Genomic DNA, 25897 nt, shown 5'->3' on the forward strand with positions numbered 1-25897 from the left:
CGTGCAGGATGCGTTCCCCATGCCTCGCAATCATTTATTAACTGTTTGATTTTAAAAGGATTTAACTCTTAAAAAATCCTGGCACGCCGGCTGCAATGCTCTGGTCAACGTGGCGTAAGAGCGCCTCAACCAGATCACCACACCCGGGTGGGAGGAATTTCAGGATGAATCGTCAATGTGCCGCGCAGTTTCGACTCTCTTCCTTGAACATCCAGCAGGGCTTATGGGCTGCCCTGGCATTGCTGGTCACGCTCGTGATTGGCCAGCAATGGCTGCTTTGGCACGAACGTCAACAGCCAGAATCACCCCAGGTGTCCATTTACCGTGCCCCACAAACCCATTTCACCGCCGTCAGCGCCGCAGAAGCTTCTGCTTCCATGCGCATGATGGATGTCGATCAGGCTCAGCCAGTGACCGATATGCCGCGTGAAGAGCGCTGGGTGTTTTAACCCGATGTACCGGTCGTCCACTGTGCCGGAACCATCACCGCGAGACCCTCACTAAATAGAAAAGCGTAAGGAGAATCACCATGTTGAGCTGGGCAATTACTTTCCTGATCATTGCCATCATCGCCGCGGTACTGGGCTTCGGTGGTATCGCAGGCACCGCCACGGGCATCGCCAAGATTCTCTTTGTCGTGTTCCTGGTGATGTTCATCGCTTCCTTCTTCTTTGGCCGTCGTGGCCGAGGCTGACCATGAGCGTTTCATTCAAAGGACTGGCCGCCGCCCTGTTGTTGGGCGGCAGTGCCGTGGCAATGGCTGCCAATGACGGACAGATGCGCGCCAACCAGTTGCTGGAGGCGGACCCGCAATACCGTGAGACTTGGCAGCATGTCGTCAAAAAAGAAGAACGCCTGCCCGAATGGGTGATGAACCTGTCAGGCGATTCGGAACAGATGAATGCTGTCGAGGAGGACGGCGACAAGTACTTGGTGGGACCGCTGTGTGAAACCCAGGCCACGTGTCGCAGCAAGCGCCTGATCGTCGCCTTCAGTTTCGACAAGGACGAGGCCTACGCCATGTTGGTGGAAGTCCCTGCCGGACTGCCGGCCGACAAGTCGCCGACCCGTCATGCCGACTACCGTTTTCTCGGTGATCCCGATGAAGGTATGCAAAAACTGTTAATGGAACAACTCAAGAAAGATCCGAACTGGTACTGATTCTGAAATGGAAAAAGCAGCCCTGTTTTTTCCTGCTGCACAGCCCGAGGAGGGCCAGTGCATGACCAAGGGGCTGGGACGTTCTGGCGGATGTGCGTCGGAGTGACCTACGGGCACAAGGGGTGCCTGCGAAAGGGCCGGGTCAGGTAAAAAGCTGTGACGCAAGTTCGCAAAGCCCTCACGGCTTGGCGAACTTGCGTAGAGCTTCGTGTCGCACCCTGCGTGGGCCAGAGCGGTTGCTCGATTCTGGCGTCGTAAGCAGGCCGTGATGCGGCATTTTGTCTCCTCTCGCCAATTTATTACCCTTTCCCTGACCGTATATCGGAGAATAGCGAGACGATTTCTCTCGTGGATCGCGTCTCGACCCGTTGCCGTTTCATCGAATCCTCACGCTTGGAAGAAAAAGCCCAGCTACGCTGAAATGGCCGGTTCACGGCACTTATGCCTGCAAAAATGTCGCATTCGAACCGCTTGTAATGCGGGTTTCGTTTGGAAATTCTCATGCCGATTCGGCATGGGGTAGGCGTTTACGGCATTAGACGAGCCCCCCTGGCATCGCAATAGTTGCGCCTTTTTTCGCCTGCCAGTAAGCCGCTAATGCGCTCGGGGTGACCTTATACGGGGGCAGTGGCGCGAACGTTTTTCGTCATCGACGAGCCGCTCGCGCCACTGCCCGAGTCCAACTGAAGTAAGGGTAACGATATGAAGAAGGCACGACTAAGCCTCGCCTGGCAGATCCTCATCGGTCTGGTGCTCGGGATTGCATTGGGCGCGCTGCTCAACCATTTCAGTGCCGAAAAGGCCTGGTGGATCAGCAATGTGCTGCAACCGGCGGGCGACATCTTTATCCGCCTGATCAAGATGATCGTGATCCCGATCGTGATTTCCTCGCTGATCGTCGGCATTGCCGGGGTCGGCGACGCGAAGAAGCTCGGGCGTATCGGCCTCAAGACCATTCTCTACTTCGAAATCGTCACCACCATCGCCATCGTCGTCGGCCTGTTGCTGGCCAATTTCTTCCAACCGGGCAGCGGCATCGACATGAGCACCCTGGGCACGGTGGACATTTCCAAGTACCAGGCCACCGCCGCTGAAGTCCAGCATGAGCATGCGTTCATCGAGACCATTCTCAACCTGATCCCGTCTAACATCTTCGCAGCGGTCGCCCGTGGCGAGATGCTGCCGATCATCTTCTTCTCCGTATTGTTCGGCCTGGGTCTGTCCAGCCTGCAATCGGACCTGCGCGAACCGCTGGTGAAGATGTTCCAGGGCGTGTCGGAAAGCATGTTCAAGGTCACCCACATGATCATGCAATACGCGCCAATCGGTGTGTTCGCCCTGATCGCGGTGACGGTCGCCAACTTCGGCTTCGCATCCCTGCTGCCGCTGGCGAAACTGGTGATCCTGGTTTATGTCGCCATCGCCTTCTTCGCCTTCGTGGTGCTGGGTCTGATCGCCCGTCTGTTCGGCTTCTCGGTGCTCAAGCTGATGCGCATCTTCAAGGACGAGCTGGTGCTGGCTTACTCCACCGCCAGCTCCGAAACCGTACTGCCGCGGGTGATCGAGAAGATGGAAGCCTACGGCGCGCCGAAGGCCATTTGCAGCTTCGTGGTGCCCACCGGTTATTCGTTCAACCTCGACGGTTCGACCCTGTACCAGAGCATCGCGGCGATCTTCATCGCCCAGTTGTACGGCATCGATCTGTCCATCAGCCAGCAATTGCTGCTGGTACTGACCCTGATGGTCACCTCCAAAGGCATCGCCGGCGTACCGGGCGTGTCGTTCGTGGTGCTGCTGGCCACCCTGGGCAGCGTGGGCATTCCCCTGGAAGGCCTGGCCTTCATCGCCGGTGTCGACCGCATCATGGACATGGCCCGTACCGCGCTGAACGTCATCGGCAACGCCCTGGCCGTGCTGGTCATCGCCCGTTGGGAAGGCATGTACGACGATGCCAAGGGCCAGCGCTACTGGAACTCCCTGCCGCACTGGCGCAGCAAGGAGCCGCTGCCGGCGGGGGAACCTTCCAGCCATTGAGATCCATTGTGGGAGTTTGGGCCAGCAGCCAAGTGCCTGAACAACCCCGGCCATTGTGGGAGCCGAGCTTGCTCGCGATTGCGGTGTGTCAGCCAACATCAATGCTGACTGATCCGACGCTATCGCGAGCAAGCTCGGCTCCCACAGGAATTTTTGTCAGGCGTAAAGATTCTGAACAACCCCGGCTCCCACAGGATCTGCCATAGGACTTCTGTCAGTCCCTGCGCAGTGCCAAGCAAACCCCGGAGAAATCCGGGGTTTGTCGTTTCTGCCAGCCCCGCTATCATTCGCCGCATCTTCCGGGGGATTTAACCGATGCTCAATGGCCTGTGGCTTGGCTTCTTTATCGTGGCAGCCGTGTCGGCGCTGGCGCAGTGGCTGATCGGTGGCAACGCCGGGATCTTCGCGGCCATGGTGGAAAGTATTTTCGCCATGGCCAAGCTGTCGGTGGAGGTCATGGTCCTGCTGTTCGGCACCCTGACCCTCTGGCTGGGCTTCCTGCGCATCGCCGAAAAGGCCGGCATCGTCGACTGGCTGGCCAAGGCCCTCGGCCCGCTGTTCTTGCGCTTGATGCCGGAAGTGCCCGCCGGCCATCCGGCGATCGGCCTGATCACCCTCAACTTCGCCGCCAACGGCCTGGGACTGGACAACGCGGCCACCCCCATCGGCCTCAAGGCCATGCGTGCCCTGCAAGACCTCAACCCCAGCGCGACGATTGCCAGCAATGCGCAGATTCTGTTCCTGGTGCTCAACGCCTCGTCGCTGACGCTGCTGCCGGTGACCATCTTCATGTACCGCGCCCAGCAAGGCGCGCCGGACCCGACCCTGGTGTTCCTGCCAATCCTGATCGCCACCAGCGGCTCGACCCTGATGGGGTTGTTGTCCGTGGCATTCATGCAGCGCCTGCGCCTCTGGGACCCGGTGGTGCTGGCCTACCTGATCCCGGGGGCGCTGGCGCTGGGCGGCTTCATGGCGTTGCTGGCGACGCTCTCGGCCACGGCCCTGGCGGGGTTGTCATCGATCCTGGGCAACCTGACCCTGTTTGGCCTGATCATTATGTTTTTGGTGGTGGGCGCGCTGCGCAAGGTCAAGGTGTACGAGGCCTTCATCGAAGGCGCGAAAGAAGGGTTCGACGTTGCCAAGAACCTGTTGCCGTACCTGGTGGCGATGCTTTGCGCCGTCGGCGTGCTGCGGGCGTCGGGGGCGCTGGATTTCGGCCTCGACGGCATTCGCCACCTGGTGGAGTGGGCCGGCTGGGATACGCGGTTCGTCGATGCCTTGCCGACGGCCATGGTCAAGCCGTTCTCCGGCAGCGCCGCCCGGGCGATGCTGATCGAGACCATGAAGACCTCCGGCGTGGACAGCTTCCCGGCCCTGGTGGCGGCGACTATCCAGGGCAGCACCGAGACCACGTTCTACGTGCTGGCGGTGTACTTCGGCGCCGTCGGCATCCAGCGGGCGCGCCACGCCGTGGGTTGCGCGCTGTTGGCCGAACTGGCGGGCGTCCTGTCGGCGATCGGGGTCTGCTACTGGTTCTTTGGCTGAGGCCTTCAGGGGGCCGGCGTTGCGAAACGCTGGCCCTGCTCCAACGTCCAGTTCACCACTTCGGCGGTCAGCCGGTCACTGGCCCGGCCAAAGCCGTCCACCACCGCCGGCACCTTCACATCGTTCAATGGCTGGCGCACTTCGAAACGGCGGCTGGCCAGGATGCGCTGGTCGAACCCTCGCACCAGCAACGCGTCCAGGCGGACCACCACGCTGGCGGCGCTGCCCTGGTACTCGGTCTGGAACGCCTGTAATTGCCCGCCCAGCTCCAGGTCGGCTTGCAGGTTGCTGTCAGCGACACTCAACAGCCGGACCCGCCCGTCCTGGGCAAAGCCGTCGAGCAAGCGGTTGCGCACCAATACCGGGGTGGGGTCGCTCCAGCGCGAGGCGGCGTAGCTGCTGAGCAGGTTGCCTTGGGGAATGACCGCGATTTTCGGGCTGTTGAGCACTTCGCTGGCCTGCGGGCTGGCCAGGCGCAACGACCAGCTCACCGGCGTGCCCGCGGAGGCCGGTGCCTGGGCGGCGGGCAGGCGATAGATGTCCGAAGGCTCGGCCTTGGGCAGGATCGAACAACCGGTCAACAGGATAAACCCCGCCAGCACCAGGCCCGGACAGACGAATCGATGGAACGGTTTCATGGCGTGAATTCCTTGTCCTTGTCATTGCCCAGCAAATAGCCGCTGGGGTTGGCATCCAGGCGTCGGGATATACCGCGCAGGGCACTCAGGGTTTCCCGCAGCTCGCGCACGGCTGGCGCCAGGGCATTGAGGCCCTGCATGCCGTTGTTCAGCGAATCGCGGTTGTCGTTCAACAGTTTGTCGAGGGTCGCGGTGCTGCGGGCCAGAGCGTCCATGGCCTGGCCGGCACTGCCGAAGGCCTGTTTGCCCTGGTCGTTGAGCAGCCCATTGGCATTGCGCATCAACGCCGTGGTCTGTTCCAGCGTGGCACTGGCCTGTTTGCCGACGGCCGCCAATTGCTGCATGGCCTGGCGAATATCGCCACGCTGATCGGCGATGACCCCGGTGGTTTGCTCCAGATGATCGAGGGTATTGCTCAGGCGCTGGACGTTGTCCGAGGAAAACACCTCATTGGCGTTGTGCAGCAGCAGGTTGATGCTGGTCATCACGTCATCGCTGTTGTTCAACAGGCGGGCGATCGGCGAGGGCGCGGCGATGATCACCGGCGGTTCGCCGTCGTGCCCGGTCAATGGCGGGCTCTGGGGCGTGCCGCCGCTGAGCTGGATGATCGAGGTGCCGGTGATGCCGGTCAGCGCCAGCTTGGCCTGGGTGTCTTGCTTGATCGGGGTCTCACCGCTCAAGCGCACCCGCGCCAGCACCCGGCGCGGGTCGTTCGGGTCCAGGCGCAGGTTCACCACGTCGCCGACCTTGATGCCGCTGTATTCCACCGAGCTGCCCCTGGACAAGCCGCTGACGGCCTCGTTGAACACCACTTCGTAATCCTTGAACTCGCTGTCCACGCTGGACTTGGCTAGCCAGAGGCCGAACAGCAGGGCGCTGACCACCACAATGACGGTGAACAGGCCGATCAGCACATGATGGGCTCGGGTTTCCATGTCAAACCTCGTTGGACTGTGTAGCGGCGGATAAAGCCGCGCGGCCGCGAGGGCCATGAAAGTATTCATGAATCCAGGCGTCGTCGGTTTCCGACACCTTGTCGATGACATCGGCCACCAGCACTTTTTTCTGCGCCAGCACCGCCACCCGGTCGGTGATGGTGTAGAGGGTGTCCAGGTCATGGGTGACCAGGAACACGCTCAGGCCCAGGGCGTCGCGCAGCGTCAGGATCAACTGGTCGAACGCCGCCGCGCCGATGGGGTCGAGGCCGGCGGTGGGTTCGTCGAGAAACAGGATGTCCGGGTCCAGGGCCAGCGCACGGGCGAGGGCGGCGCGCTTGATCATGCCGCCGGACAGCGAGGCGGGGTACTTGTCCGCGGCCGAGAGCGGCAGCCCGGCCAGGGCGAGTTTCACCGCCGCCAGGTGTTCGGCATCTGCTCGACTGAGGCCGGCGTGCTCGATCAGGGGCAGGGCGACGTTTTCTGTCACGGTCAGGGACGAAAACAGCGCGCCTTTCTGGAACAGCACGCCAAAGCGCCGTTCTACCCGCGAACGCTGCTCCTGGGACAGGCTCGGCAAGTCCTGGCCGAACACCCGCACCGAACCCTCGCTGGGCTGGTTCAAGCCGACGATGCTGCGCAGCAGCACCGACTTGCCACTGCCGGAGCCGCCCACCACGGCGAGGATCTCGCCCTTGTAGACGTCCAGGTCGAGGTTTTCATGCACGCTCTGGCGGCCAAAGCGATTGCACAGGCCACGCACCTGAATCACCGCCTCGGCGGGCGTCCTGGAAGGTCGACTCACCAGCTCATCTCCATGAAAAACAGCGCGGCCACGGCATCCAGCACAATCACCACGAAAATCGACTGCACCACGCTGGAGGTGGTGTGGGCCCCGACCGATTCGGCGCTGCCGCTGACCTTGAAGCCTTCCAGGCAGCCCACGGCAGCGATCAGGAAGGCAAAGATCGGCGCCTTGACCATCCCCACCACGAAGTGCTGCACGCCAATGTCCGATTGCAGCAGTGACAGGAACATGGCCGGGGAAATGCCCAGCGACAGCGCACACACGACACCGCCGCCAATGATGCCCGAGAGCATCGCCACGAACGTCAGCATGGGCAGCGCCACCAGCAGGGCCAGCACCCGTGGCACCACCAGCAGCTCGACGGGGTCGAGGCCAAGGGTGCGGATCGCGTCGATTTCTTCGTTGGCTTTCATCGAGCCGATCTGCGCGGTGAATGCGCTGGCGGTGCGGCCCGCCATGAGAATCGCCGTCAGCAACACGCCGAATTCGCGCAGGAACGAGAACGCCACCAGGTCCACGGTAAAGATACTGGCGCCGAAATCCGCCAGCACCGTCGCCCCGAGAAAGGCCACCACCGCGCCCACCAGGAACGTCAGCAAGGCCACGATGGGCGCCGCGTCCAGGCCGGTCTGCTCGATGTGCACGACCATCGGCGTGATGCGCCAGCGCCGCGGGTGAAACAGCCCGCGGGCCAGGGTTTCCAGGATCAGGCCGACAAAACCGAGCAATTGCAGGGTGTCCTGCCAGACCTTCTCCACGGCGCGACCGATGCGCGTCAGCAACTGGGTCACGACGCTGACTTTCGGTTCTTTGTCCGGTACGCAGAAATCCGTCAGCGAGCAGTACACCGTCTGCAACAACGCGCGCTCGGCTGCCGGCAAACTGCAGTCCGGGTGTTCGGTGGTCTTGCCCAGCCGTTCGGAGCCCAGCAGTTCCACCAGTAACGAGGCCCCGGCGGTGTCGAGGGCACCGAGGCCGTTGAGGTCGATCCGGGTGTTTTCGTCGTACCGGCCACGTAGCGATTCGCCCAGGCGCTTGAGCTGTGGGTAATGGGCCAGCGTCCAGTCGCCGCCGATCCACAGCTGCGCCGGCGAGCCGGACGTGTCGAGTCGGGCACTGCCCATGTGGGGGCTGGGGGTCATAAGCTCCATGCTCGTTCGGCTTGAACAGCGCTACCTGATAGCACAATCGCCATCATTTTGCTTCGGGTGCAGCGGCGCTCACGTTGAAACGCAGTACACCGATCATCTGGCCATTTTCCGTCAGCACCCGCACCTGCCATTTGCCGGTCGGGTCGTCCGGGAAATTCTGTTTGTGCGTCCAGGCGCGATAGCCTTCCTTGCGCCCGCCATGGATGTCCAGGGCGATACGATCCACTTCCTTACCGTTGAACTGCCAGACGTGATAGATCCGCTCGTCGAGCCCACGTGGTGCGTTGATCGCGGTGTAGGCATACAGGCCGTTGCCGCGGATCTGGGCGGCGCTGACTTCCTTGAGACTGGCCCCGGGGGTGCGGTCTTCCAGTTGGGTGCTGATCGCCACCTCGGTCATCCACAATGTCGCTGGCGGTACCCAGGAGCGCAGCACCCAGCCGGCGGCACCAATCCCGACGGTGATACACAAAATGGCCAGGGCGTTGCGTACGGTGCGGATCGGGAAGATCGAGGCCAGGCTGGGAAACGACAGCAGCATGGCAATGCCCAGGGCCAGCTTGAAGCTCTGGTCGGTGGTCAGGTGCAGGATGACCGGCAACGCGGTGAGCAGGGCGGCGAACAGGGTCAGCGTGTGCAACGCCAGGAACGCCCAGCGCCGTGGCGCCAGCCATTTGTAGTACAGCGGATCGGTGATCGAGATCAGCGCCGCGACCGTCAGCAGGCCGGTGAAAATCAGTTGGCTGCTGTTCCAGGTGGTGGTGATGAAGAAAAACGGCAGGACGAAAAACAGGCTTTCCTGGTGAATCATCTGCGTGGCGTAACGCAACAGCGGCTGGGGGATCTCCCGTTTGAAAATCCGCGTGAACAGCTGGGTCATGCTGTTCTCGACCATCAACCAGAGCCAGCTCACCAGCATCATGATGGCGATCCAGGTGGCCAGGCCCTGCTGGCGGTCCACCAGCATGAAACTGCCGACCCCGGAGATGAAACCACCGAGCGCAATGACCCCTGGATAGCGCTTCATCAATTCAAGGATGCGCTGGATATAGACCGTCAGGTTTTGCATTCGGTAGTTTCACAGTAAGTCGTAGGAAATATCCCTGACAGAGTATCGCCAGGACATCGATGTGACGAGCACTCTTGTGGTGAGGGCGTTTTCTGTGGGAGCAAGGCTTGCCCATGATGGACTCGATACGGTCTTTCAGAAATCGAGGGGCCTGTTTTCGCGAGCAAGCTTTGCTCCCACAGAAGACTCCCCCAACCTGTGGGAGCAAGGCTTGCCCGCGATGGGCGCGATGCGGTCTTTCAGTCTTCGTTCGGTCGGGCCCGTCGGCGTACCTGCCATGTCACCAAGCCGAGCAGCAACAACCCCAGCAAGCCGCCCAGCCCCCAGACGAGCTCATCGTCACTGAGCAACGGCTTCTCGATGCGCAGGTAACCCGGGTCCTTGAGCAGTTCGCGCAGGGCCCCGTTGGCCTGTTCCAGGCTCACCTCCTGCAGGCGCACGGCCGGGTTGGCGAAGCGACCGTCTTCATAGTCGCCCAAGGCGCCCCAGTAGTAATCGGCCAGCGCGCTGTTACCTTGAACCGCCCAGGACTGATGGGCGATGGCCGCGCGTTTGATGCGCACGAAACTGGCGGGGTCCAGGCCATCCTTGAGCAAGGTCTTGCGCAGTTCTTCCAGCGCCTGTTCGGCCTCGGGCAGGTCTTCGCGGGACAGGTCGGCGTTCAGGCTGAAGAAGCCGACGCCGCCGAACACTTCGCGCTCGGTCCATGGCCCGTAGGACAGGCCGCGGGCCAGGCGCAGTTGGCGATAAAGTGCCCAATCCAGATAGTCCTTGAGCAGGTCGAAGGTTTCGTCATGCTGCTCGTCCAGCACCGGTTCCGGGAACAGCCAGTGAAGTTTGGCACTGTCGCCGGCCAGGCCACGGATCAGGTTGCGCTTGGTCACTGCCTTGTAGCGGATCTGCGGCAGCGCCTCGTGGGCACTGGGCTCCACCGGCTCGAGTTCGCCAAAGGCGCGTTCCAGGTAGGCGGGCAGCAGTCGGTCGAGATCCCCGACCACGATCAGCGTCATGTTGTTCGGCGCATACCAGGCCTTGCGCACTTGTTCGAGGCGGGCGAGGGTATGGCGCTGGACCTCGGCCCGTTCCGCGCAGCGCAGGCCCAACTCAACCGCCAGTTGGTTGCTGGCCTTGTGGCCCAGGTCCTGGTGATCGAGCCAGCGTTGCAGGTGGGTGTAGTGACCACCGTCCTCGCGCTCCACCACCCGCTTGGCCGCCTCCAGGGCTTTTTCGTCGATACGGGTGCGGGTCAACAGCGTCAGCAGCAGGTCCAGCACCTTGCGTTGATTGCGCGCCGGCGCCTCGATGACGAACGTGGTGTCGGCGTTGCTGGTGAAGGCATTCCATTCGCCACCCAAGGCCTGCATGCGCTCTTCCAGGCCGCCTTCACCACTGTCATCGACGCCGCTGAACAGCAGGTGTTCGAGCAGGTGCGGCAGTTCCTTGTCGGCGCAACTGAAGTCGTCCAGGCCCACGCCGACCACCAGCCGGATCGCCACATGCCCGCGCTCGGTGCCGGGCTTGAGCATCAGCTGCATGCCGTTGGGCAGCGTATAGCCTTCGACCTGGAACCGGTCCAGGGCAACCACGGGCAGTGAGCCGAGCAAAAGAAAGGCGAGCAACAGACAACGCATAAGGGCTTCCTGGCGGCTGAGTGAGGGTCCATGGTGCCGGGGCAGGCCGTCATCGGCGGATCGCGCCCGGAGTTGGCTCGCTCCCCCATCGAATTTATGCGGTATTCATGACAACGGGAGCAGGCGGGCCGGTGAACGGTTTTAGGCCCGAGCCATTGTTATTGACTGACATTGTTACTGACTGACCAATGCGCCAGTTGTTCAAGGCGAATGGGTAATGTCGCTAATTTCATCCGCCGCCAGCGCACCGATCTCGGCCGTCTCCAGCACCACATAGGCGCTGCCGCAAAACAGCGAATTGAGGCGCCTCATGTCGGCAATCAGCTCCAGGTGCAGGGAACTGGTCTCCAGGCTTTGGACGACTTTGCGTTGCAGGCGGCTGACATGGGCATGGGCCATACGCCGTTCCTGCGCCCGAAAACGACGTTTCTCACGCAGCAACTGGCGGGCGCTTTCCCGGTCGGCGCTGAGGAATACCGACAACCCCAGCCGCAGGTTGGCGATCAAGTGGCTGTGCAGCCCCGCCAACTCTTCCAGGCCCACATCGGAAAAGGAGCGGCGCTGGGAGGTCTTCTGCTGCTGGACCTTGCGCAACATGCGCTCGATCAGGTCGCTGGCCAGCTTGAGGTTGATCGCCAGTTCGATGATCTCCGCCCAGCGGCGGCTGTCCTGTTCGCTGAGGTCTTCACGGGGCATTTGCGCCATGTACAACTTGATTGCACTGCACAGTGCCTCGACGTCATCGCTCATGCGCCGCACTTCCTGGGTCACCGCGGTCTGCTGGCCGCGCAGCACGTCCAGCATGGCTTCGAGCATGTTCTCGATCAGGTCGCCAATGCGCAGGGTTTCACGGGCCGCGTTGGCCAGCGCCAGGCTCGGGGTGGCGAGGGCCGTGGGGTCCAGGTGGCGGGGCTTGGCCGTGCCGTTGGTTTCGGGCCGTTCCGGCAGCAGCCAGGCACAGAGCTTGGCCATCGGGCCGACGCTGGGCAGCAGCACCAGGCACCGCACAGTGTTGTAGAGCAGATGAAAACCGATCACCGTTTCCTGGGGGCTGAAATCCAGGCTGTCGAGCCAGCCCACCAGCGGATCGAGCACCGGAATGATCAACAACAGCCCGATCAGCTTGTACAGCAGGCTGCCCAGCGCCACCTGGCGTCCGGCGGTGTTCTGCATGCTGGTGCTGAGGAAGGCCAATACGCCGCTGCCGATATTGGCGCCGATCACCAGGCCGATGGCCACCGGCAGGCTGATCACCGCGGCACCGGCCAGCGTCGCGGTCAGTAGCACGGCGGCCAGGCTGGAATAGGAAATCATCGCGAACAGCGCGCCGACCAGCGCATCGAGCAGGATGTCGCCGGTCAGTGAGGCGAAGATCACTTTCACGCCTTGGGCGTGGGTGATGGGCGCGGCGGCTTCGACGATCAATTGCAGGGCCAGGATGATCAGGCCCAGGCCGATGCCGACCCGGCCCATTTGCCCGACGCGGGTCTGTTTGCGCGAAAGGAAAAAAATCACCCCGAGGAAAATCAGCAGCGGCGACAGCCACGACAGGTCGAGGGTCAGCACCCGTGCCATCAGCGCGGTGCCAACATCGGCGCCCAACATGGTCGCCAGGGCCGGCGTCAACGCCATCAGGCCCTGGCCGACGAACGAGGTGACGAGCATGGCCGTGGCGTTACTGCTCTGGACCATGGCCGTGACCATGATCCCTGCGATAAACGCCAGCCAGCGCTGGGACATGTTCTGGCCAATGACATGGCGCAGGTTCGAGCCGTAGACCCGCAAGATGCCGGTACGCACGATATGCGTGCCCCAGATCAGCAGGGCCACGGCGGAGAGCAAATTCAGCAGGGTCAGCATGAGAGGCCCCCTGTTAGCGTCCCAAAGGAACAAATTGACGATGCCACATTCTTCGTTCTTGTATTTAAGCTGTAGTTGGCGAACGGTTCGGGCGCCAGCATTGCACAGCTAAAGAATCGTTTGAAACAAAACTGTCATAAAAATACCCCGCAGCCCCTGTGGGAGCGAACTTGCTCGCGATGGGGCCCAGACATTCAACATCTTCTTTGGCTGACAGACCGCTATCGCGAGCAAGCTCGCTCCCACAGGGTTATGTGCACCGGGCCTTTCTCGGGGCATGAAAAAGGGGCTCCAAAGAGCCCCTTCATTCAAATGCCCGATGCCATTACTGGCCCGGAACATCCTTGCGCAGTTTCACCGGATCCTGCTGCTTGCGCTTGCGTGCGATCGCGGTGCGCATCTTGATGTTGACCGCTTCCACCGCCAGGGAGAACGCCATGGCGAAGTAGACGTAGCCTTTTGGCACGTGCACGTCGAACGACTCGGCGATCAGCACGGTACCCACCACCAGCAGGAACGACAGCGCCAGCATCTTCAGCGACGGGTGTTTGTCGATGAACGTGCTGATGGTGCCCGAAGCCAGCATCATCACCAGTACGGCAACGACGATGGCGGCAACCATCACCGGTACATGGGAGACCATGCCGACCGCGGTAATGACCGAGTCCAGGGAGAACACGATGTCGATGATCGCGATCTGGATGATGGTGTAGATGAAGTTGCCGCCCTTGCCCGAAGGTTCGTCGTTGGTTTCATCTTCGCCTTCCAGCGCGTGGTACATCTCCTGGGAGCTTTTCCACAGCAGGAACAGGCCACCGAAGAACAGGATCAGGTCACGACCGGAGATACCCTGGCCGAACACTTCGAACAAATCCGCCGTCAGGCGCATGACCCAGGTGATGGACAACAGCAACAGGATCCGCGTGATCATGGCCAGCGCCAGGCCGAAGATCCGGGTGCGCGCCTGCATGTGCTTGGGCATGCGGCTGACCAGGATCGAGATCATGATGATGTTGTCGATGCCCAGGACGATTTCCAGGGCGGTCAAGGTAAAGAAGGCAACCCAGATTTCGGGGTTGGTCAGCCATTCCATGTGAGTTCCTTTGAGCGAGTGTTAGGCCGAGCCGCGCCTTCTTGTCAGATCGGCACGGCAGGGCGAGCGTTGCTTTTATAGAGTGCTGAACAGCGGAAAAATCCCCATCAGCAAGGCGGCGAACATTATGCACAGGCAAACCAGTACTGCCCACTTCAAGGTGAAGCGCTGGTGATCGCCGAACTCGATCCCGGCCAAGGCTACCAGCAGGTAGGTCGACGGAACCAGCGGGCTTAACAGGTGGACGGGCTGGCCAACGATGGAGGCACGGGCCATTTCAACGGCGGTGATGCCGTAGTGGCTGGCGGCTTCGGCCAAAACCGGTAACACCCCGTAATAAAATGCATCGTTAGACATGAAGAATGTGAAGGGCATGCTCACCAGCGCAGTGATGACTGCCAGGTAAGGACCGAGGAACTCCGGAATGACCGCCAGCAGGCTCTTGGACATGGCGTCGACCATGCCGGTACCGGACAGGATGCCGGTGAAGATACCCGCGGCGAAAATCAGCCCGACTACCGCCAACACACTGCCGGCGTGCGCCGCGACGCGGTCTTTCTGCTGTTGCAGGCACGGGTAGTTGACGATCATCGCGATACTGAAGGCCACCATGAACAGCACCGGCAGCGGCAACAGGCCAGCGATCAGGGTGCACATCAGGGCCAGGGTCAGCGCGCCGTTGAACCAGATCAGCTTCGGACGACGGGCGTCTGGGAACTGGGACACGCTGATTTCGCTGTGGTCGATCTCGTCGCCCGCCAGGTGCAATTCACCCAGGCGTGCGCGCTCGCGTTTGCCGTACATGTAGGAGATCGCCAGGATCGCCACGACGCCGGCCAGCATGGCGGGAATCATCGGCACGAAGATGTCGGACGGGTCCACATGCAGCGCACTGGCCGCCCGGGCCGTCGGGCCGCCCCACGGGGTCATGTTCATCACGCCACCGGCGAGGATGATCAGGCCGGCCATGATGCGTGGGCTCATGCCGATACGGCTGTAGAGCGGCAGCATCGCGGCCACGCAGATCATGTAAGTGGTCGCGCCGTCACCATCGAGGGAAACGACGAGCGCCAGAACGGCGGTACCGACCGAAACTTTCAACGGGTCGCCCTTGACCAGCTTGAGGATCTTGCGCACGGCCGGGTCGAACAGGCCGGAGTCGATCATCAGGGCAAAATACAGAATCGCGAACATCAGCATCACCCCGGTCGGGGCGAGCTTGGTGATGCCTTCGAGCATCATCGGGCCAATTTTCGGCGCGAAGCCACCGAACAGGGCGAACAGGATCGGGATTATGATCAGGGCGATCAGCGCGGACAGGCGCTTGGTCATGATCAGGAACATGAACGTGATGACCATGGCGAAGCCAAGGAAAGTCAGCATGGGAGATACTCCAGGCGTGGCGCGGCTATGAAAGGCGAACCGGTCAGGTCAGCGCGAGATGCAAAGCACGAGGGGGACGGATGGAGTGGGTGCAACGGGACGGGTAGCAGCGGACATCAGAATCACCATTGTTGTTGTTAAAAGGGCCGAACGAGCCTTGAAAACTCGCTTTTGGCCGACCGGTCTTTTGCCGGAAGTGAGGTGATCCTAATCGCGCTAGCTTTCAGCAAGCTTTCGCCGCTGCAATGGCTGATGGTTGGTCAAGCGGGTCTGCGTTGCTGCGTTGCTGCGTTGCTGTGTTGCTGTGTTGCTGTGTGGCGAGGGAGCTTGCTCCCGCTGGGCTGCGAAGCGGCCCCAGGATTTTGCGGCCGCTGCGCGACCGAGCGGGAGCAAGCTCCCTCGCCACAACAGCAATCAGGTGCTTGCCTTAAACGCTGAAAGATTCAACGGCCGCACCGCGCCCATCCAGATCGCATGCTCGGTGTGGTCCGTCAGGTCATCGCCGGTCTCCGGGTGCAGGAAAATCACCAGGCCCTTGCGATTCAGCGCCAGCCACGGCAGGACCACGCCGATGTACTGCGGATCGAACGCCAACTGACAGCTCCAGTCCGGGTGCGGGCCGACCGGACGTTGATGGACACGGCCCATTTTCAGCGGGAACAACTGCGCCGCTTCCTCGCACAGGGCTCGCGCCTGGTCGAGGGTGCTGGCGTCGAAATACACGTGGGCGTGGTAGCCCTTGATCCGCTGCATCTGTACTCCTTGGAAAAGAGGCCGAACCCTCGCCGTTTGCCGCGGGTCAGAGCCTTTACATGCGCGTTAAAGAGGAAAACAGCCATGAAAAACGCTGAAACCCCGGTCATCAAAGTGGTGCTCTATGGTGCCATGAGCAGCCTCGGCAGTGCGTTGATGGCTGAAATGCTGCGGCGCCAGCATGAGGTCATTGCGATTCTCGACGATCTTACCGCCCTGGCTCCACGCCCGGGCCTGCGGACCAAGACCGGCGATCTTTTCGACCCGGAGCGGGTCAAGCAAAGCGTTGCCGGCGCCAGCGCCGTGGTGTGCCTGTTGAACGCGCCAGGGTTGCCGATGAACAGCGAACAAGTGGAGCGCACCTTGATTCCCGGCCCGGTGGAGCAAGTCCTGGCGGTGGATGCACTGATCTCCGGCATGCAAGCGGTGAGCGTGCCCCGGTTGTTCCTAATCGGCGACTTCGCCGTGCTCGACGAAGAGCAGGCCGACGACGATTTGCAACGCCATGCCGCCGAAGAAGTGCTCGACGCCCTCAAGAACAGCACCTTGCAATGGACCTTGGTCAACGCCCCTTACGCTGCGCCAGGCCTGGGCATCGAGCATTTCAGCCAGGTCAGCACCAGCCTCGAACCCGGCCTGGCCGAATCCCTGGAGCGGCTCAACCGCGTGGCGGTCGGCATCGCCGATGAGCTACGCCTGAAGCTGCATGTGGGCGAGCATGTCAGCTTTGTCGCCGCCCACTAGCTGTCGACATCCACATCCGTGGCGAGGGAGCTTGCTCCCGCTGGGCTGCGAAGCAGCCCCAAAAACATGGTGCTCGCCACGGCCTCAAACCGCAATTGAAGGCAACGGCAACCCCGTGAGCGATTCAGCACTGTTGGTCTGTTCTTCCATCAACCAGTCCACAAACAGCCGGATCAACCCCCCGCGTCGTTTACGCTGGGGCAAGACCACGTAATACCCCAGCCGCGACAGCACTGTTTCGGCGATGGGACGACACAGCAGCCCCTGGGCCAATAAGTTATCCACAAGGTGTCGCCAGCCGATGGCGACGCCTTGGCCGCCAATCGCCGCCTGGATGAGGAGCGTGTAGTTGTCGAAGCGCAATTGCCCGGGGGCTGGCGGCGACGTGATGCCCAGCTCGCGGAATACGCCGCTCCAGTCGAACCAGCTATTGCTGTTGCTCGCGCGCAGGTGCAGCAATGGAAATTCCGCCAAGGCCTGGGCGGGTAAGGGCAGGGGGCGATCCTTGAGCAGCAGCGGGCTGCACACCGGAAAGACTTCTTCGCTGAACAGCCAGCGACTTTCACCTTGTTTGAAGCGACCGTCGCCGAACAGCACGGCAACGTCGATATCGGTCCGCAACATGTTGTGATTGCGTTCGCTGGTCACCAGGCTCACGTCCACCTGGGGGTTGGCGGCGTGAAAGCGATGCAAGCGCGGCATCAGCCAGTAAGCGGCGAAGGCGAAGTCCGTGGCGACCTGCAGCACCTCATGCTGGTGTTGGGCGGTGATCGCGCTCAGCCCGGCATCGATGCTTTGCAAACCGGCCTGCACTTGTTCGAACAGGATCGTCCCGGCCTCGGTCAGCTCGATGCCGCGATAGATCCGGTCGAACAACCGTGTACCCAATTGCTCTTCCAGGCGCTTGATCTGCTGGCTGATGGCCGGTTGCGTGGTGCCCAGCTCAATCGCCGCCGCCGTAAAGCTTTGTTGGCGGGCCGCGGCTTCAAAGGCACGGAACAGTTCCAGGGACAGGTCACCCAAGGCGTCATACATAAGCTGTGCTTATCCTAGTCATTATCCTGCATGGGCTTTACCCCAAAACCCGGGGGCTACATGCTCGATCGCAGCAATATCGCATAACTGTCTACTATGGAATGCCGCGAATACATGAAGCGCAAGAACATTCTTTTCATCATGGCCGATCAAATGGCCGCGCCAATGTTGCCGATCTACGGTCCTTCGCCGATCAAGCTGCCGAACCTGTCGCGCCTGGCCGCCGAGGGCGTGGTGTTCGACGCCGCCTATTGCAACAGCCCGTTGTGCGCGCCGTCGCGTTTCACGTTGGTGAGCGGCCAGTTGCCCAGCAAGATCGGCGCCTACGACAACGCGGCGGATTTTCCTGCGGACGTGCCGACCTACGCCCATTACCTGCGTCGGCTCGGCTATCGCACGGCGCTGTCCGGCAAGATGCACTTTTGCGGTCCCGACCAACTGCACGGCTACGAAGAGCGCCTGACCAGCGACATTTACCCGGCCGACTACGGCTGGTCGGTGAACTGGGACGAGCCGGACGTGCGGCCGAGTTGGTACCACAACATGTCGTCGGTGTTGCAGGCCGGCCCTTGCGTGCGCACCAACCAGCTGGATTTCGATGAAGAAGTGGTGTTCAAGGCCCAACAGTACCTGTTCGACCACATCCGCGAAGACGGTGACCAGCCGTTCTGCCTCACCGTGTCGATGACCCACCCACACGACCCGTACACGATTCCCAAGGCGTTCTGGGATTTGTATGGCGACAACGACATTCCGTTGCCGCAGACCCCGGCGCAAACGGACCTCGATCCACATTCCCAGCGGCTGCTGAAGGTCTACGACCTGTGGGACAAGCCACTGCCTGTGGATAAGATTCGTGATGCCCGCCGCGCCTATTTCGGCGCGTGCAGCTACATTGACAGCAACGTCGGCAAGCTGCTGCAAACCCTGGAAGATACCGGTCTGCTGGACGACACGATCATCGTCTTCTCTGGCGATCATGGAGACATGCTCGGCGAAAAAGGCCTGTGGTACAAAATGCACTGGTTTGAAATGGCTGCCCGCGTACCGTTGCTCATCAGCGCGCCGGGGCAGTTCGCCAGCGGCCGGGTGGGGGCGGCGGTGTCCACCGCCGACTTGCTGCCGACCCTGGTGGAACTGGCCGGCGGTACGCTGGAACCCGGCTTGCCACTGGATGGCCGTTCGTTGGTACCGCATCTGCAAGGGCAGGGCGGGCATGACGAAGTCTTCGGTGAATACATGGCCGAAGGCACCATCAGCCCCTTGATGATGATCCGTCGTGGCCCGTGGAAATTCATCTACAGCGAAGATGACCCGTGCCTGCTGTTCGACGTACGCAACGATCCCAAGGAGCTGGAAGATCTCAGCCAATCTCCCGAGCATCGATCCCTGTTCGCCGATTTTCTCGCCGAGGCCCGCGCCAAGTGGGATATTCCGGCTATTCACCAACAGGTGCTCGCCAGCCAGCGCCGCCGCCGTTTTGTCGCCCAGGCGCTGACCCTGGGCAAACTCAAGAGCTGGGACCACCAGCCGCTGGTGGACGCCAGCCAGCAGTACATGCGTAACCACATCGACCTCGACGATCTGGAGCGCAAGGCCCGTTATCCACAACCCTGCCAAAACCAATAACGTAAGGGGCACGCACATGCAAAAGTTATCCACAGTACTCACCGCTGGACTGTTGGCGTTGAGCAGTGTTTCGGCTTGGGCCGAGCAGAGCTGCGAGACCGTGAAAATGGCCGATCCGGGCTGGAGCGACATTGCCGCGACCAACGCCATCACCGGTTTCCTGTTGGGCGGGATGGGCTACAAGGCCAAGGTCGACACCCTTGCGGTGCCGATCACCTTCGGTGGCCTCAAGGACGGCCAGGTGGATGTGTTCCTGGGTAACTGGATGCCGGCGCAGCAGGGCTTCTATGACAAGTTCGTGGCCACTGGCGACGTCACGCAACTGGCCAAGAACCTCGACGGCACCGAGTTCACCCTGGCGGTCCCGGACTACGTCTGGGACGCCGGTGTGCATAACTTTGCCGACCTGAACAAATTCGCCGACAAGTTCGACAAGAAGATTTACGGCATCGGTTCCGGCGCCCCGGCCAACCTCTCCCTGAAAGAAATCATCAAGACCAATGACTTCGGCATGGGCGAGTGGAAACTGGTGGAGTCCAGCGAGCAGGCGATGCTGGCGGAAGTCTCCCGGGCAGTGAAGAAACAGAAGTTCGTGACCTTCCTCGGCTGGACGCCGCACCCGATGAACGTGCAGTTGAAAATGCACTACCTCAAGGGCGGCGAGAAGTATTTCGGCGATACGGGCAGCGTCTACACCTTGACCCGCAAGGGTTATGCACAGGCCTGCCCGAACGTTGGCAAGCTGTTGACCAACCTGAGCTTCACCCAGGAAATGGAGAACAGCATCATGGCCGAGGTGGTGAACAACAAAGTCAGCAACGCCGATGCGGCCAAGGCCTGGATCAAGGCCAACCCGGCGGTGCTGGACAAGTGGCTGGACGGCGTGAAGACCCTGGATGGCAAGGATGCGTTGGCGGCGGTGAAGGCCAAGCTCTGACAGCCCCGCTGCTTTGCGGGCGCGGAGCACTGTAGAGAGGAAATCCATGTGGGAGCAAGGCTTGCCCGCGATGAAGACGACTCGGTCTTTCAGAGACCGAGGTGCCTGTTTCGCGAGCAAGCTTTGCTCCCACATAAATCCCCTCGCCACAGGGAGAACGGTGCCCGGTCCTGATACCCTTGCCCCATTCCCCCATCCTTGAGGCCCCATGGCAATCCCCACGCGCTGTTCACTCTTCCCCTTCCTGAGCTGGCTGCCCCGGCAGACCCGCGCCAGTGTCGGCCGTGACCTGATCGTCGGTCTGAGTGGCGCGATTCTCGCGTTGCCGCAGTCCATCGCCTACGCCCTGATTGCCGGTTTGCCGCCTGAATATGGCTTGTACGCGGCGATCGTGCCGGTGCTGATCGCCTGCCTCTGGGGTTCGTCGTGGCACCTGATCTGCGGCCCCACGGCGGCGATCTCCATCGTCCTGTATGCCACCGTCAGTCCGTTGGCCGTGCCCGCCAGCCAGGACTACATCACCTTGATCCTGCTGCTGACCGTCCTGGCGGGGATTTTCCAGTGGCTGCTGGGGCTGTTGCGTTTCGGTGCGCTGGTGAATTTCGTCTCCCACTCGGTGGTGCTGGGTTTCACCCTGGGGGCGGCGGTGGTGATCGCATTGGGGCAGTTGCCGAACCTGCTGGGCCTCGATTTGCCCAATGAAGCCACGGCATTGAAGGGCCTGCTGATGTTGGTCAGCCATATCGAGGCTGTGGATAAACCGTCATTGCTGCTGGGATTGGGCACGCTGCTCCTGGGCGTGGTGCTCAAGCGCTTGCTGCCGCGCTGGCCGAGCCTGTTGATAACTTTAATCATCAGCAGCCTGGTGGTCTGGCTGTGGCCGGCGATGTTCGGGCATGTGGCGCTGGTCAGCGCCTTCGCCGGGCGCCTGCCACCGCTGACGCTGCTGCCGCTGGACCTGGAGCTGATCTTGCGCTTGCTGCCCGGGGCCGTCGCGGTGGGCATGCTCGGGCTGGTCACCAGCCTGTCCATCGCCCGTTCGTTGTCGGTACGTTCCGGGCAATTGCTCGATGCGAATCAGGAGGTGAGGGCGCAGGGGCTTTCCAACCTCGTTGGCGGATTTTTCTCCGGATCCTTGTCGGCCGGTTCCTTCACCCGTTCCGGCCTCAGCTATGAAGCCGGCGCCTGCTCGCCCCTGGCCGGGGTGTTCTCGGCCTTGTGGGTGGCATTGTTTGCGGTCGCCGGGGCGAAACTGATCGCGCACATCCCGATTCCGGCCATGGCCGGCAGCATCCTGCTGATCGCCTGGGGGCTGGTGGACCACCGTGGTATCCGAGCGTTGTACCGCGTGAGCCGCGCCGAATTCATGGTGATGAGCCTGACCTGCCTGGCCACGTTGCTGCTGGAACTGCAAACCGCTATTTACGCCGGCGTACTGGCTTCGCTGTTTTTCTACCTCAAGCGCACCTCACAGCCGCGGGTGCAGCACTTTCGCGAGGGGGAGGCGGAGATCCTGCGGGTGGGTGGCTCGATCTTTTTCGGCGCCAGCCATTACCTGCAAGTACGCCTGCAACGGTTGCAGGCGCAGCGGGTGGTCATCGATGCCCAGCAGATCAACTTCATCGATTATTCCGGGGTGGAAATGCTCCACCAGGAAGCCCGGCGCCTGCGCAGCCAGGGGCGTAGCCTGACCTTGCGCAAGGCCCGGCCCCAGGTGGTGGAGGAGTTGTTGAAGCTGGAGGGACCGGAGCATTGCCCGATCCATTTTGAGGATTGAACTGATTCAACCCCTGTAGGAGCTGCCGAAGGCTGCGATCTTCTTTCACTTGCGACTCAATTGCCTGGGGCAAGATCGCAGCCTCGTTGCACTCGACAGCTCCTACCTCCTATGCAGCTCCTACAGCGCCAATTGGCGGCGCAACTCGGCCAGCACCGGCGCGGTGTCCGGGCGTACCCCGCGCCACAGGTAGAACGCTTCGCCCGCCTGCTCGGCCAACATGCCCAGGCCATCCATTGCCACCGCCGCACCGTGTTCGCTGGCCCAACGGCAGAATGAGGTCGGCTCCTTGCCATACATCATGTCGTAGCAGACCGTCTTGCCGGGCTCGATCAAGCTGGCGGCAATCGGCGGCACATCCCCCGACAGGCTCGCGGAGGTGGCGTTGATGATCAGGTCCACCGGTTCTTGAAGCCAGTCGAAACCGCTGGCCGAGACCGGGCCCAGGTCAGCGAACGACTTGGCCAGCAGTTCGGCTTTTTCCACCGTGCGGTTGGCGATGATCACCGAGGCCGGCGCTTCGGCCAGCAGCGGTTCGAGGGCGCCGCGCACCGCACCGCCGGCCCCTAGCAACAGGATACGTTTGCCCTGGAGGCTGAAGCCGGCGTTGACGGTCAGGTCCCGGACCAGCCCGGCACCGTCGGTGTTGTCACCCAACAGGCGGCCGTCGGCCAGTTTGCTCAACGTATTGACCGCCCCGGCCCGCTGGGCCCGCTCGGTCAGGGTGTCGGCCAGGCGGAAGGCGTCTTCCTTGAACGGCACCGTGACGTTCGCCCCACGGCCCTCGCGGAAAAATGCCCGGGCGCAACCGGAGAAATCCTCCAGCGGTGCCAGCAGCGTGCTGTAGTCCAGGGTTTGCCCGGTCTGCTCGGCAAACAAGCGATGGATCAACGGCGACTTGCTGTGGCCGATCGGGTTACCCATTACAACGTAGCGATCCATGGAATATCCCCGTTCAGGCCTTCGCCAGCCAATCGCGATCCTGCAGGAAGTACTCGGTCAGCCGCGCCTCTTCGCTGTCCGGCTCGGCTTTCCAGTCGTAGCCCCAGCGCACTTGCGGCGGCAGGGACATCAGGATCGATTCGGTACGTCCGCCCGATTGCAGCCCGAACAGGGTGCCGCGGTCGTATACCAGGTTGAATTCCACGTAACGCCCACGGCGAAATTCCTGGAATTCCCGTTGCTTGGCGGTGAACGCGTCATGCTTGCGGCGACGCACGATGGGCAGGTAGGCATCGATATAGGCGTCGCCGATGGCGCGAATGAAGGCGAAGCAGGTGTCGAAACCCCACTCGTTCAGGTCGTCGAAAAACAGGCCGCCGATGCCCCGGGGCTCGTTGCGATGCTTGAGGTGGAAGTAGCTGTCGCACCAGGCCTTGTAGCGCGGATACACCTCGGGGCCGAACGGCGCGCAGGCTTGTTCGGCGACGCGGTGCCAATGCACGCAGTCCTCTTCTACGCCGTAGTAAGGGGTCAGGTCGAAGCCACCGCCAAACCACCAGACCGGCTCTTCGCCTTCCTTTTCGGCGATGAAGAAACGCACATTGGCGTGGGAGGTCGGTACGTGGGGGTTGTGCGGGTGGATCACCAGCGACACGCCCAAGGCTTCGAAGCCGCGCCCGGCCAGTTCCGGCCGATGGGCGCTGGCCGAGGGTGGCAGACCGCTGCCGAAGACGTGGGAAAAGTTGACACCGCCCTTTTCGATCACCGTGCCGTTTTCGATCACCCGCGTGCGACCGCCACCCCCGGCGGGCCGGGCCCAGGCATCTTCGACGAAGCGCGTGCCGCCGTCCTCGGCTTCCAGGGTGGCGCAGATGCGGTCTTGCAGGTCGAGCAGATAGGCTTTCACGGCCTCGGTACGAGTGGACATGACGTCACCTTGATCAGGGCTACGCTACGCGGCGTATAGCGGGCCGGTGGCAAATGGGCGCACAGGATACCACCGCACTTGCCCACGCCACAGTTGACGACGGTCAAGCTTAGGAGTCCGATAGCAGGCTTGGTAAAAAGTCTGCGACAAGGAGAAAGTGAAGATGGCCAAACGTATCCAGTTCAGTTCCCACGGCGGTCCCGAAGTACTCGAGTATGTCGACTATCAGCCGGCCGAGCCGGGCCCGCAGCAGGTACGCGTCAGCAACAAGGCAATCGGCCTGAATTTCATCGACACCTACTACCGCAGCGGTCTTTATCCGCTACCGGCGCTGCCTTCGGGCCTGGGCGCCGAGGGTGCGGGCGTGGTCGAGGCCATTGGTCCCGGCGTCACGCGGTTCAAGGTCGGCGACCGGGTGGCGTATGGCAGCGGACCGCTGGGGGCCTACAGCGATGTGCATGTGTTGCCCGAAGCCAACCTGGTGCATCTGCCCGAATCCATCAGTTTCGAACAGGCCGCCGGCGTGATGCTCAAGGGCCTGACCGTGCAATACCTGTTGCGCCAGACCTACGAACTCAAGGGTGGCGAAACCATCCTGTTCCACGCCGCCGCCGGTGGCGTGGGCTCCTTGGCCTGCCAGTGGGCCAAAGCCTTGGGCGTGAAGCTGATCGGTACCGTCAGCTCGCCGGAAAAAGCCGCCATCGCCAAATCCCATGGCGCCTGGGAAACCATCGACTACAGCAAGGAAAACGTCGCACAGCGCGTGCTGGAATTGACTGACGGCAAGAAGGTGCCCGTGGTGTACGACGGGGTTGGCAAGGACACCTGGTTGACCTCCCTGGACAGCGTCGCCCCCCGTGGCCTGGTGGTGAGCTTCGGCAATGCCTCGGGGGCGGTGGACGGTGTGAACCTGGGGATTCTTTCGGCCAAGGGCTCGCTGTACGTCACCCGCCCGACCCTGGCGACGTACGCCAACAATGCCGAAAACCTGCAGCGCATGGCCGATGAACTGTTTGGGATGATCAGTAGCGGCAAGCTCACGGTGGACATCAACCAGCGTTATCCACTGGCGGAAGCGGCCAAGGCCCAGACCGAGCTGTCGGCGCGGCGGACGACGGGGTCGACCATTCTCCTGCCTTGAATTACAGGGTGTTTGTGATGGCCTCATCGCGGGCAAGCCTTGCTCCCACAGACCATGCCCTGTGAAAGCAGGCCTCACTCCCACAGGGTTTTACTCTGTGGGAGCAAGGCTTGCCCGCGATGAACGATGACACGGTATCAGTCCGGGCGCACGACCTTGCCAGTAGCCAGGTCACGAATCACGCTGGGGTTCTTGCGCCCGCCCAGGTTACCGCCAAGCACCAGATCGATCTGCCCACGGAAATACTGCTCGACGCGAATCCGCGTGCGCGCCGCCGGGCGCCCTTGGGGGTTGGCCGAGGTGGACACCAGTGGCCCGACCAACGAGCACAAGTCGCGCACGGTGGGATGATCGCTGACCCGCAGCGCGACGGTGTCGTGCACGCCGGTGATCCATTCCGGCAGCAGGTTCTGGTGTGGCACCAGCCAGGTATTGGGCCCCGGCCAGGTGCTGGCCATGCGGTCCATCCAGGTTTCGGGAAAGTCTTCGAACAGGAAGTCGAACTGGTGGATGTTGTCAGCCACCAGGATCAGGCCTTTGTCGGGCAGCCGCGACTTGATCGCCAGCAGGCGCTCTACCGCCTCCTCGTTCCACGGGTCACAACCCAGGCCCCAGACCGCTTCGGTTGGATAGGCAATCACCGCCCCGGCGCGAATTTCTCGCGCGGCTTGTTGCACACGCCAACTGTTGACCATGAAAGTTT

At 62.0% G+C, this 25897-nt stretch carries 24 protein-coding genes; 10 read left to right on the plus strand and 14 right to left on the minus strand.

Features of this window, described 5'->3' with window-relative positions:
* Positions 1-164: 164 nt before the first annotated feature.
* From IB266_RS16690 to IB266_RS16710, 5 genes are all read left to right on the plus strand, one after another.
* The gene (locus tag IB266_RS16690) at positions 165-449 is read left to right on the plus strand and encodes a hypothetical protein (protein ID WP_192261823.1); all 285 of its coding nucleotides are present in this window, start codon (positions 165-167) and stop codon (positions 447-449) included.
* Between the two features lie 80 nt (positions 450-529).
* On the plus strand, positions 530-694 hold the full coding sequence (locus tag IB266_RS16695) for a DUF1328 domain-containing protein (RefSeq protein ID WP_003177151.1): 165 nt from the start codon (positions 530-532) through the stop codon (positions 692-694).
* Positions 695-696: 2 nt separating this feature from the next.
* Positions 697-1161, plus strand: a complete 465-nt coding sequence (locus IB266_RS16700; protein WP_092200082.1) for an inhibitor of vertebrate lysozyme family protein — start codon at positions 697-699, stop codon at positions 1159-1161.
* 702 nt (positions 1162-1863) lie between these two features.
* Positions 1864-3195 carry a glutamate/aspartate:proton symporter GltP gene (gltP, locus tag IB266_RS16705; RefSeq protein WP_060739872.1) on the plus strand — a complete coding sequence of 444 codons (1332 nt, stop codon included), beginning with the start codon at positions 1864-1866 and terminating at the stop codon, positions 3193-3195.
* A gap of 315 nt (positions 3196-3510) precedes the next feature.
* Positions 3511-4740: a nucleoside recognition domain-containing protein gene (locus tag IB266_RS16710; protein ID WP_192261824.1), complete on the plus strand. Its 1230-nt coding sequence runs from the start codon at positions 3511-3513 to the stop codon at positions 4738-4740.
* Between the two features lie 5 nt (positions 4741-4745).
* Here IB266_RS16710 and IB266_RS16715 read toward each other — a convergent pair whose 3' ends face one another.
* The 10 genes from IB266_RS16715 to IB266_RS16760 all read right to left on the minus strand — a co-directional run bounded on the left by IB266_RS16715 (position 4746) and on the right by IB266_RS16760 (position 16061).
* Positions 4746-5378 (minus strand): ABC-type transport auxiliary lipoprotein family protein, encoded by a 633-nt coding sequence (locus IB266_RS16715; protein ID WP_192261825.1) that lies wholly within the window; start codon positions 5376-5378, stop codon positions 4746-4748.
* Complete coding sequence (locus IB266_RS16720) at positions 5375-6313, minus strand: MlaD family protein (RefSeq protein WP_192261826.1); 939 nt, start codon at positions 6311-6313, stop codon at positions 5375-5377. The genes IB266_RS16715 and IB266_RS16720 overlap by 4 nt, the downstream gene beginning before the upstream one ends.
* 1 nt (position 6314) lies before the next feature.
* Positions 6315-7118 (minus strand): ABC transporter ATP-binding protein, encoded by an 804-nt coding sequence (locus tag IB266_RS16725; protein WP_060739868.1) that lies wholly within the window; start codon positions 7116-7118, stop codon positions 6315-6317.
* Positions 7115-8263 (minus strand): ABC transporter permease, encoded by a 1149-nt coding sequence (locus IB266_RS16730; RefSeq protein WP_192261827.1) that lies wholly within the window; start codon positions 8261-8263, stop codon positions 7115-7117. Before IB266_RS16730 ends, IB266_RS16725 begins: the two co-directional genes overlap by 4 nt.
* Positions 8264-8315: 52 nt before the next feature.
* A complete protein-coding gene (locus IB266_RS16735; protein ID WP_192261828.1) occupies positions 8316-9341 on the minus strand; it encodes a DUF5924 family protein in 1026 nt (341 codons plus the stop codon).
* A 239-nt stretch (positions 9342-9580) separates the two neighbouring features.
* Positions 9581-10972 carry a M16 family metallopeptidase gene (locus IB266_RS16740; protein ID WP_192261829.1) on the minus strand — a complete coding sequence of 464 codons (1392 nt, stop codon included), beginning with the start codon at positions 10970-10972 and terminating at the stop codon, positions 9581-9583.
* A 201-nt stretch (positions 10973-11173) separates the two neighbouring features.
* Entirely contained in the window at positions 11174-12832 is a 1659-nt protein-coding gene (locus IB266_RS16745) for a Na/Pi cotransporter family protein (RefSeq protein WP_192261830.1), read from the minus strand.
* Between the two features lie 325 nt (positions 12833-13157).
* Positions 13158-13925: a TerC family protein gene (locus tag IB266_RS16750; protein ID WP_060739863.1), complete on the minus strand. Its 768-nt coding sequence runs from the start codon at positions 13923-13925 to the stop codon at positions 13158-13160.
* 75 nt (positions 13926-14000) lie between these two features.
* The gene (locus IB266_RS16755) at positions 14001-15308 is read right to left on the minus strand and encodes a CitMHS family transporter (RefSeq protein WP_060739862.1); all 1308 of its coding nucleotides are present in this window, start codon (positions 15306-15308) and stop codon (positions 14001-14003) included.
* Between the two features lie 414 nt (positions 15309-15722).
* The gene (locus IB266_RS16760; protein WP_060739861.1) at positions 15723-16061 is read right to left on the minus strand and encodes a DOPA 4,5-dioxygenase family protein; all 339 of its coding nucleotides are present in this window, start codon (positions 16059-16061) and stop codon (positions 15723-15725) included.
* A gap of 84 nt (positions 16062-16145) precedes the next feature.
* Here IB266_RS16760 and IB266_RS16765 point away from each other — a divergent pair, with 84 nt between their 5' ends.
* Positions 16146-16805 (plus strand): NAD(P)-dependent oxidoreductase, encoded by a 660-nt coding sequence (locus IB266_RS16765; protein WP_192261831.1) that lies wholly within the window; start codon positions 16146-16148, stop codon positions 16803-16805.
* 84 nt (positions 16806-16889) lie between these two features.
* Here the strand turns inward: IB266_RS16765 and IB266_RS16770 are convergent, their stop codons facing one another.
* Positions 16890-17840, minus strand: coding sequence for a choline sulfate utilization transcriptional regulator (locus IB266_RS16770; protein WP_192261832.1), 951 nt, complete (start codon positions 17838-17840; stop codon positions 16890-16892).
* Between the two features lie 114 nt (positions 17841-17954).
* Here IB266_RS16770 and betC point away from each other — a divergent pair, with 114 nt between their 5' ends.
* From betC to IB266_RS16785, 3 genes are all read left to right on the plus strand, one after another.
* Positions 17955-19469 (plus strand): choline-sulfatase, encoded by a 1515-nt coding sequence (gene betC, locus IB266_RS16775; RefSeq protein WP_192261833.1) that lies wholly within the window; start codon positions 17955-17957, stop codon positions 19467-19469.
* Positions 19470-19485: 16 nt separating this feature from the next.
* Positions 19486-20406: a choline ABC transporter substrate-binding protein gene (choX, locus tag IB266_RS16780; RefSeq protein WP_192261834.1), complete on the plus strand. Its 921-nt coding sequence runs from the start codon at positions 19486-19488 to the stop codon at positions 20404-20406.
* 208 nt (positions 20407-20614) lie between these two features.
* Positions 20615-22183, plus strand: coding sequence for a SulP family inorganic anion transporter (locus tag IB266_RS16785; RefSeq protein WP_192261835.1), 1569 nt, complete (start codon positions 20615-20617; stop codon positions 22181-22183).
* A gap of 120 nt (positions 22184-22303) precedes the next feature.
* Here IB266_RS16785 and aroE read toward each other — a convergent pair whose 3' ends face one another.
* Both aroE and hemF read right to left on the minus strand, forming a co-directional pair.
* The gene (gene aroE, locus IB266_RS16790; protein WP_192261836.1) at positions 22304-23125 is read right to left on the minus strand and encodes a shikimate dehydrogenase; all 822 of its coding nucleotides are present in this window, start codon (positions 23123-23125) and stop codon (positions 22304-22306) included.
* Positions 23126-23138: 13 nt separating this feature from the next.
* Positions 23139-24053 (minus strand): oxygen-dependent coproporphyrinogen oxidase, encoded by a 915-nt coding sequence (gene hemF, locus IB266_RS16795; protein ID WP_192261837.1) that lies wholly within the window; start codon positions 24051-24053, stop codon positions 23139-23141.
* A 163-nt stretch (positions 24054-24216) separates the two neighbouring features.
* Between hemF and IB266_RS16800 the strand changes: the two genes are divergently transcribed.
* Positions 24217-25194: a quinone oxidoreductase family protein gene (locus tag IB266_RS16800; RefSeq protein WP_192261838.1), complete on the plus strand. Its 978-nt coding sequence runs from the start codon at positions 24217-24219 to the stop codon at positions 25192-25194.
* Between the two features lie 137 nt (positions 25195-25331).
* On the opposite strand, the gene IB266_RS16805 is transcribed toward IB266_RS16800, so the two are convergent.
* The gene (locus IB266_RS16805; RefSeq protein WP_014335849.1) at positions 25332-25889 is read right to left on the minus strand and encodes an L-threonylcarbamoyladenylate synthase; all 558 of its coding nucleotides are present in this window, start codon (positions 25887-25889) and stop codon (positions 25332-25334) included.
* Positions 25890-25897 lie beyond the last annotated feature (8 nt).

Origin of the sequence: Pseudomonas sp. Pdm06 (assembly GCF_014851795.1) — a bacterium.
In the GTDB taxonomy this organism is placed as follows: domain Bacteria; phylum Pseudomonadota; class Gammaproteobacteria; order Pseudomonadales; family Pseudomonadaceae; genus Aquipseudomonas; species Aquipseudomonas fluorescens_AA.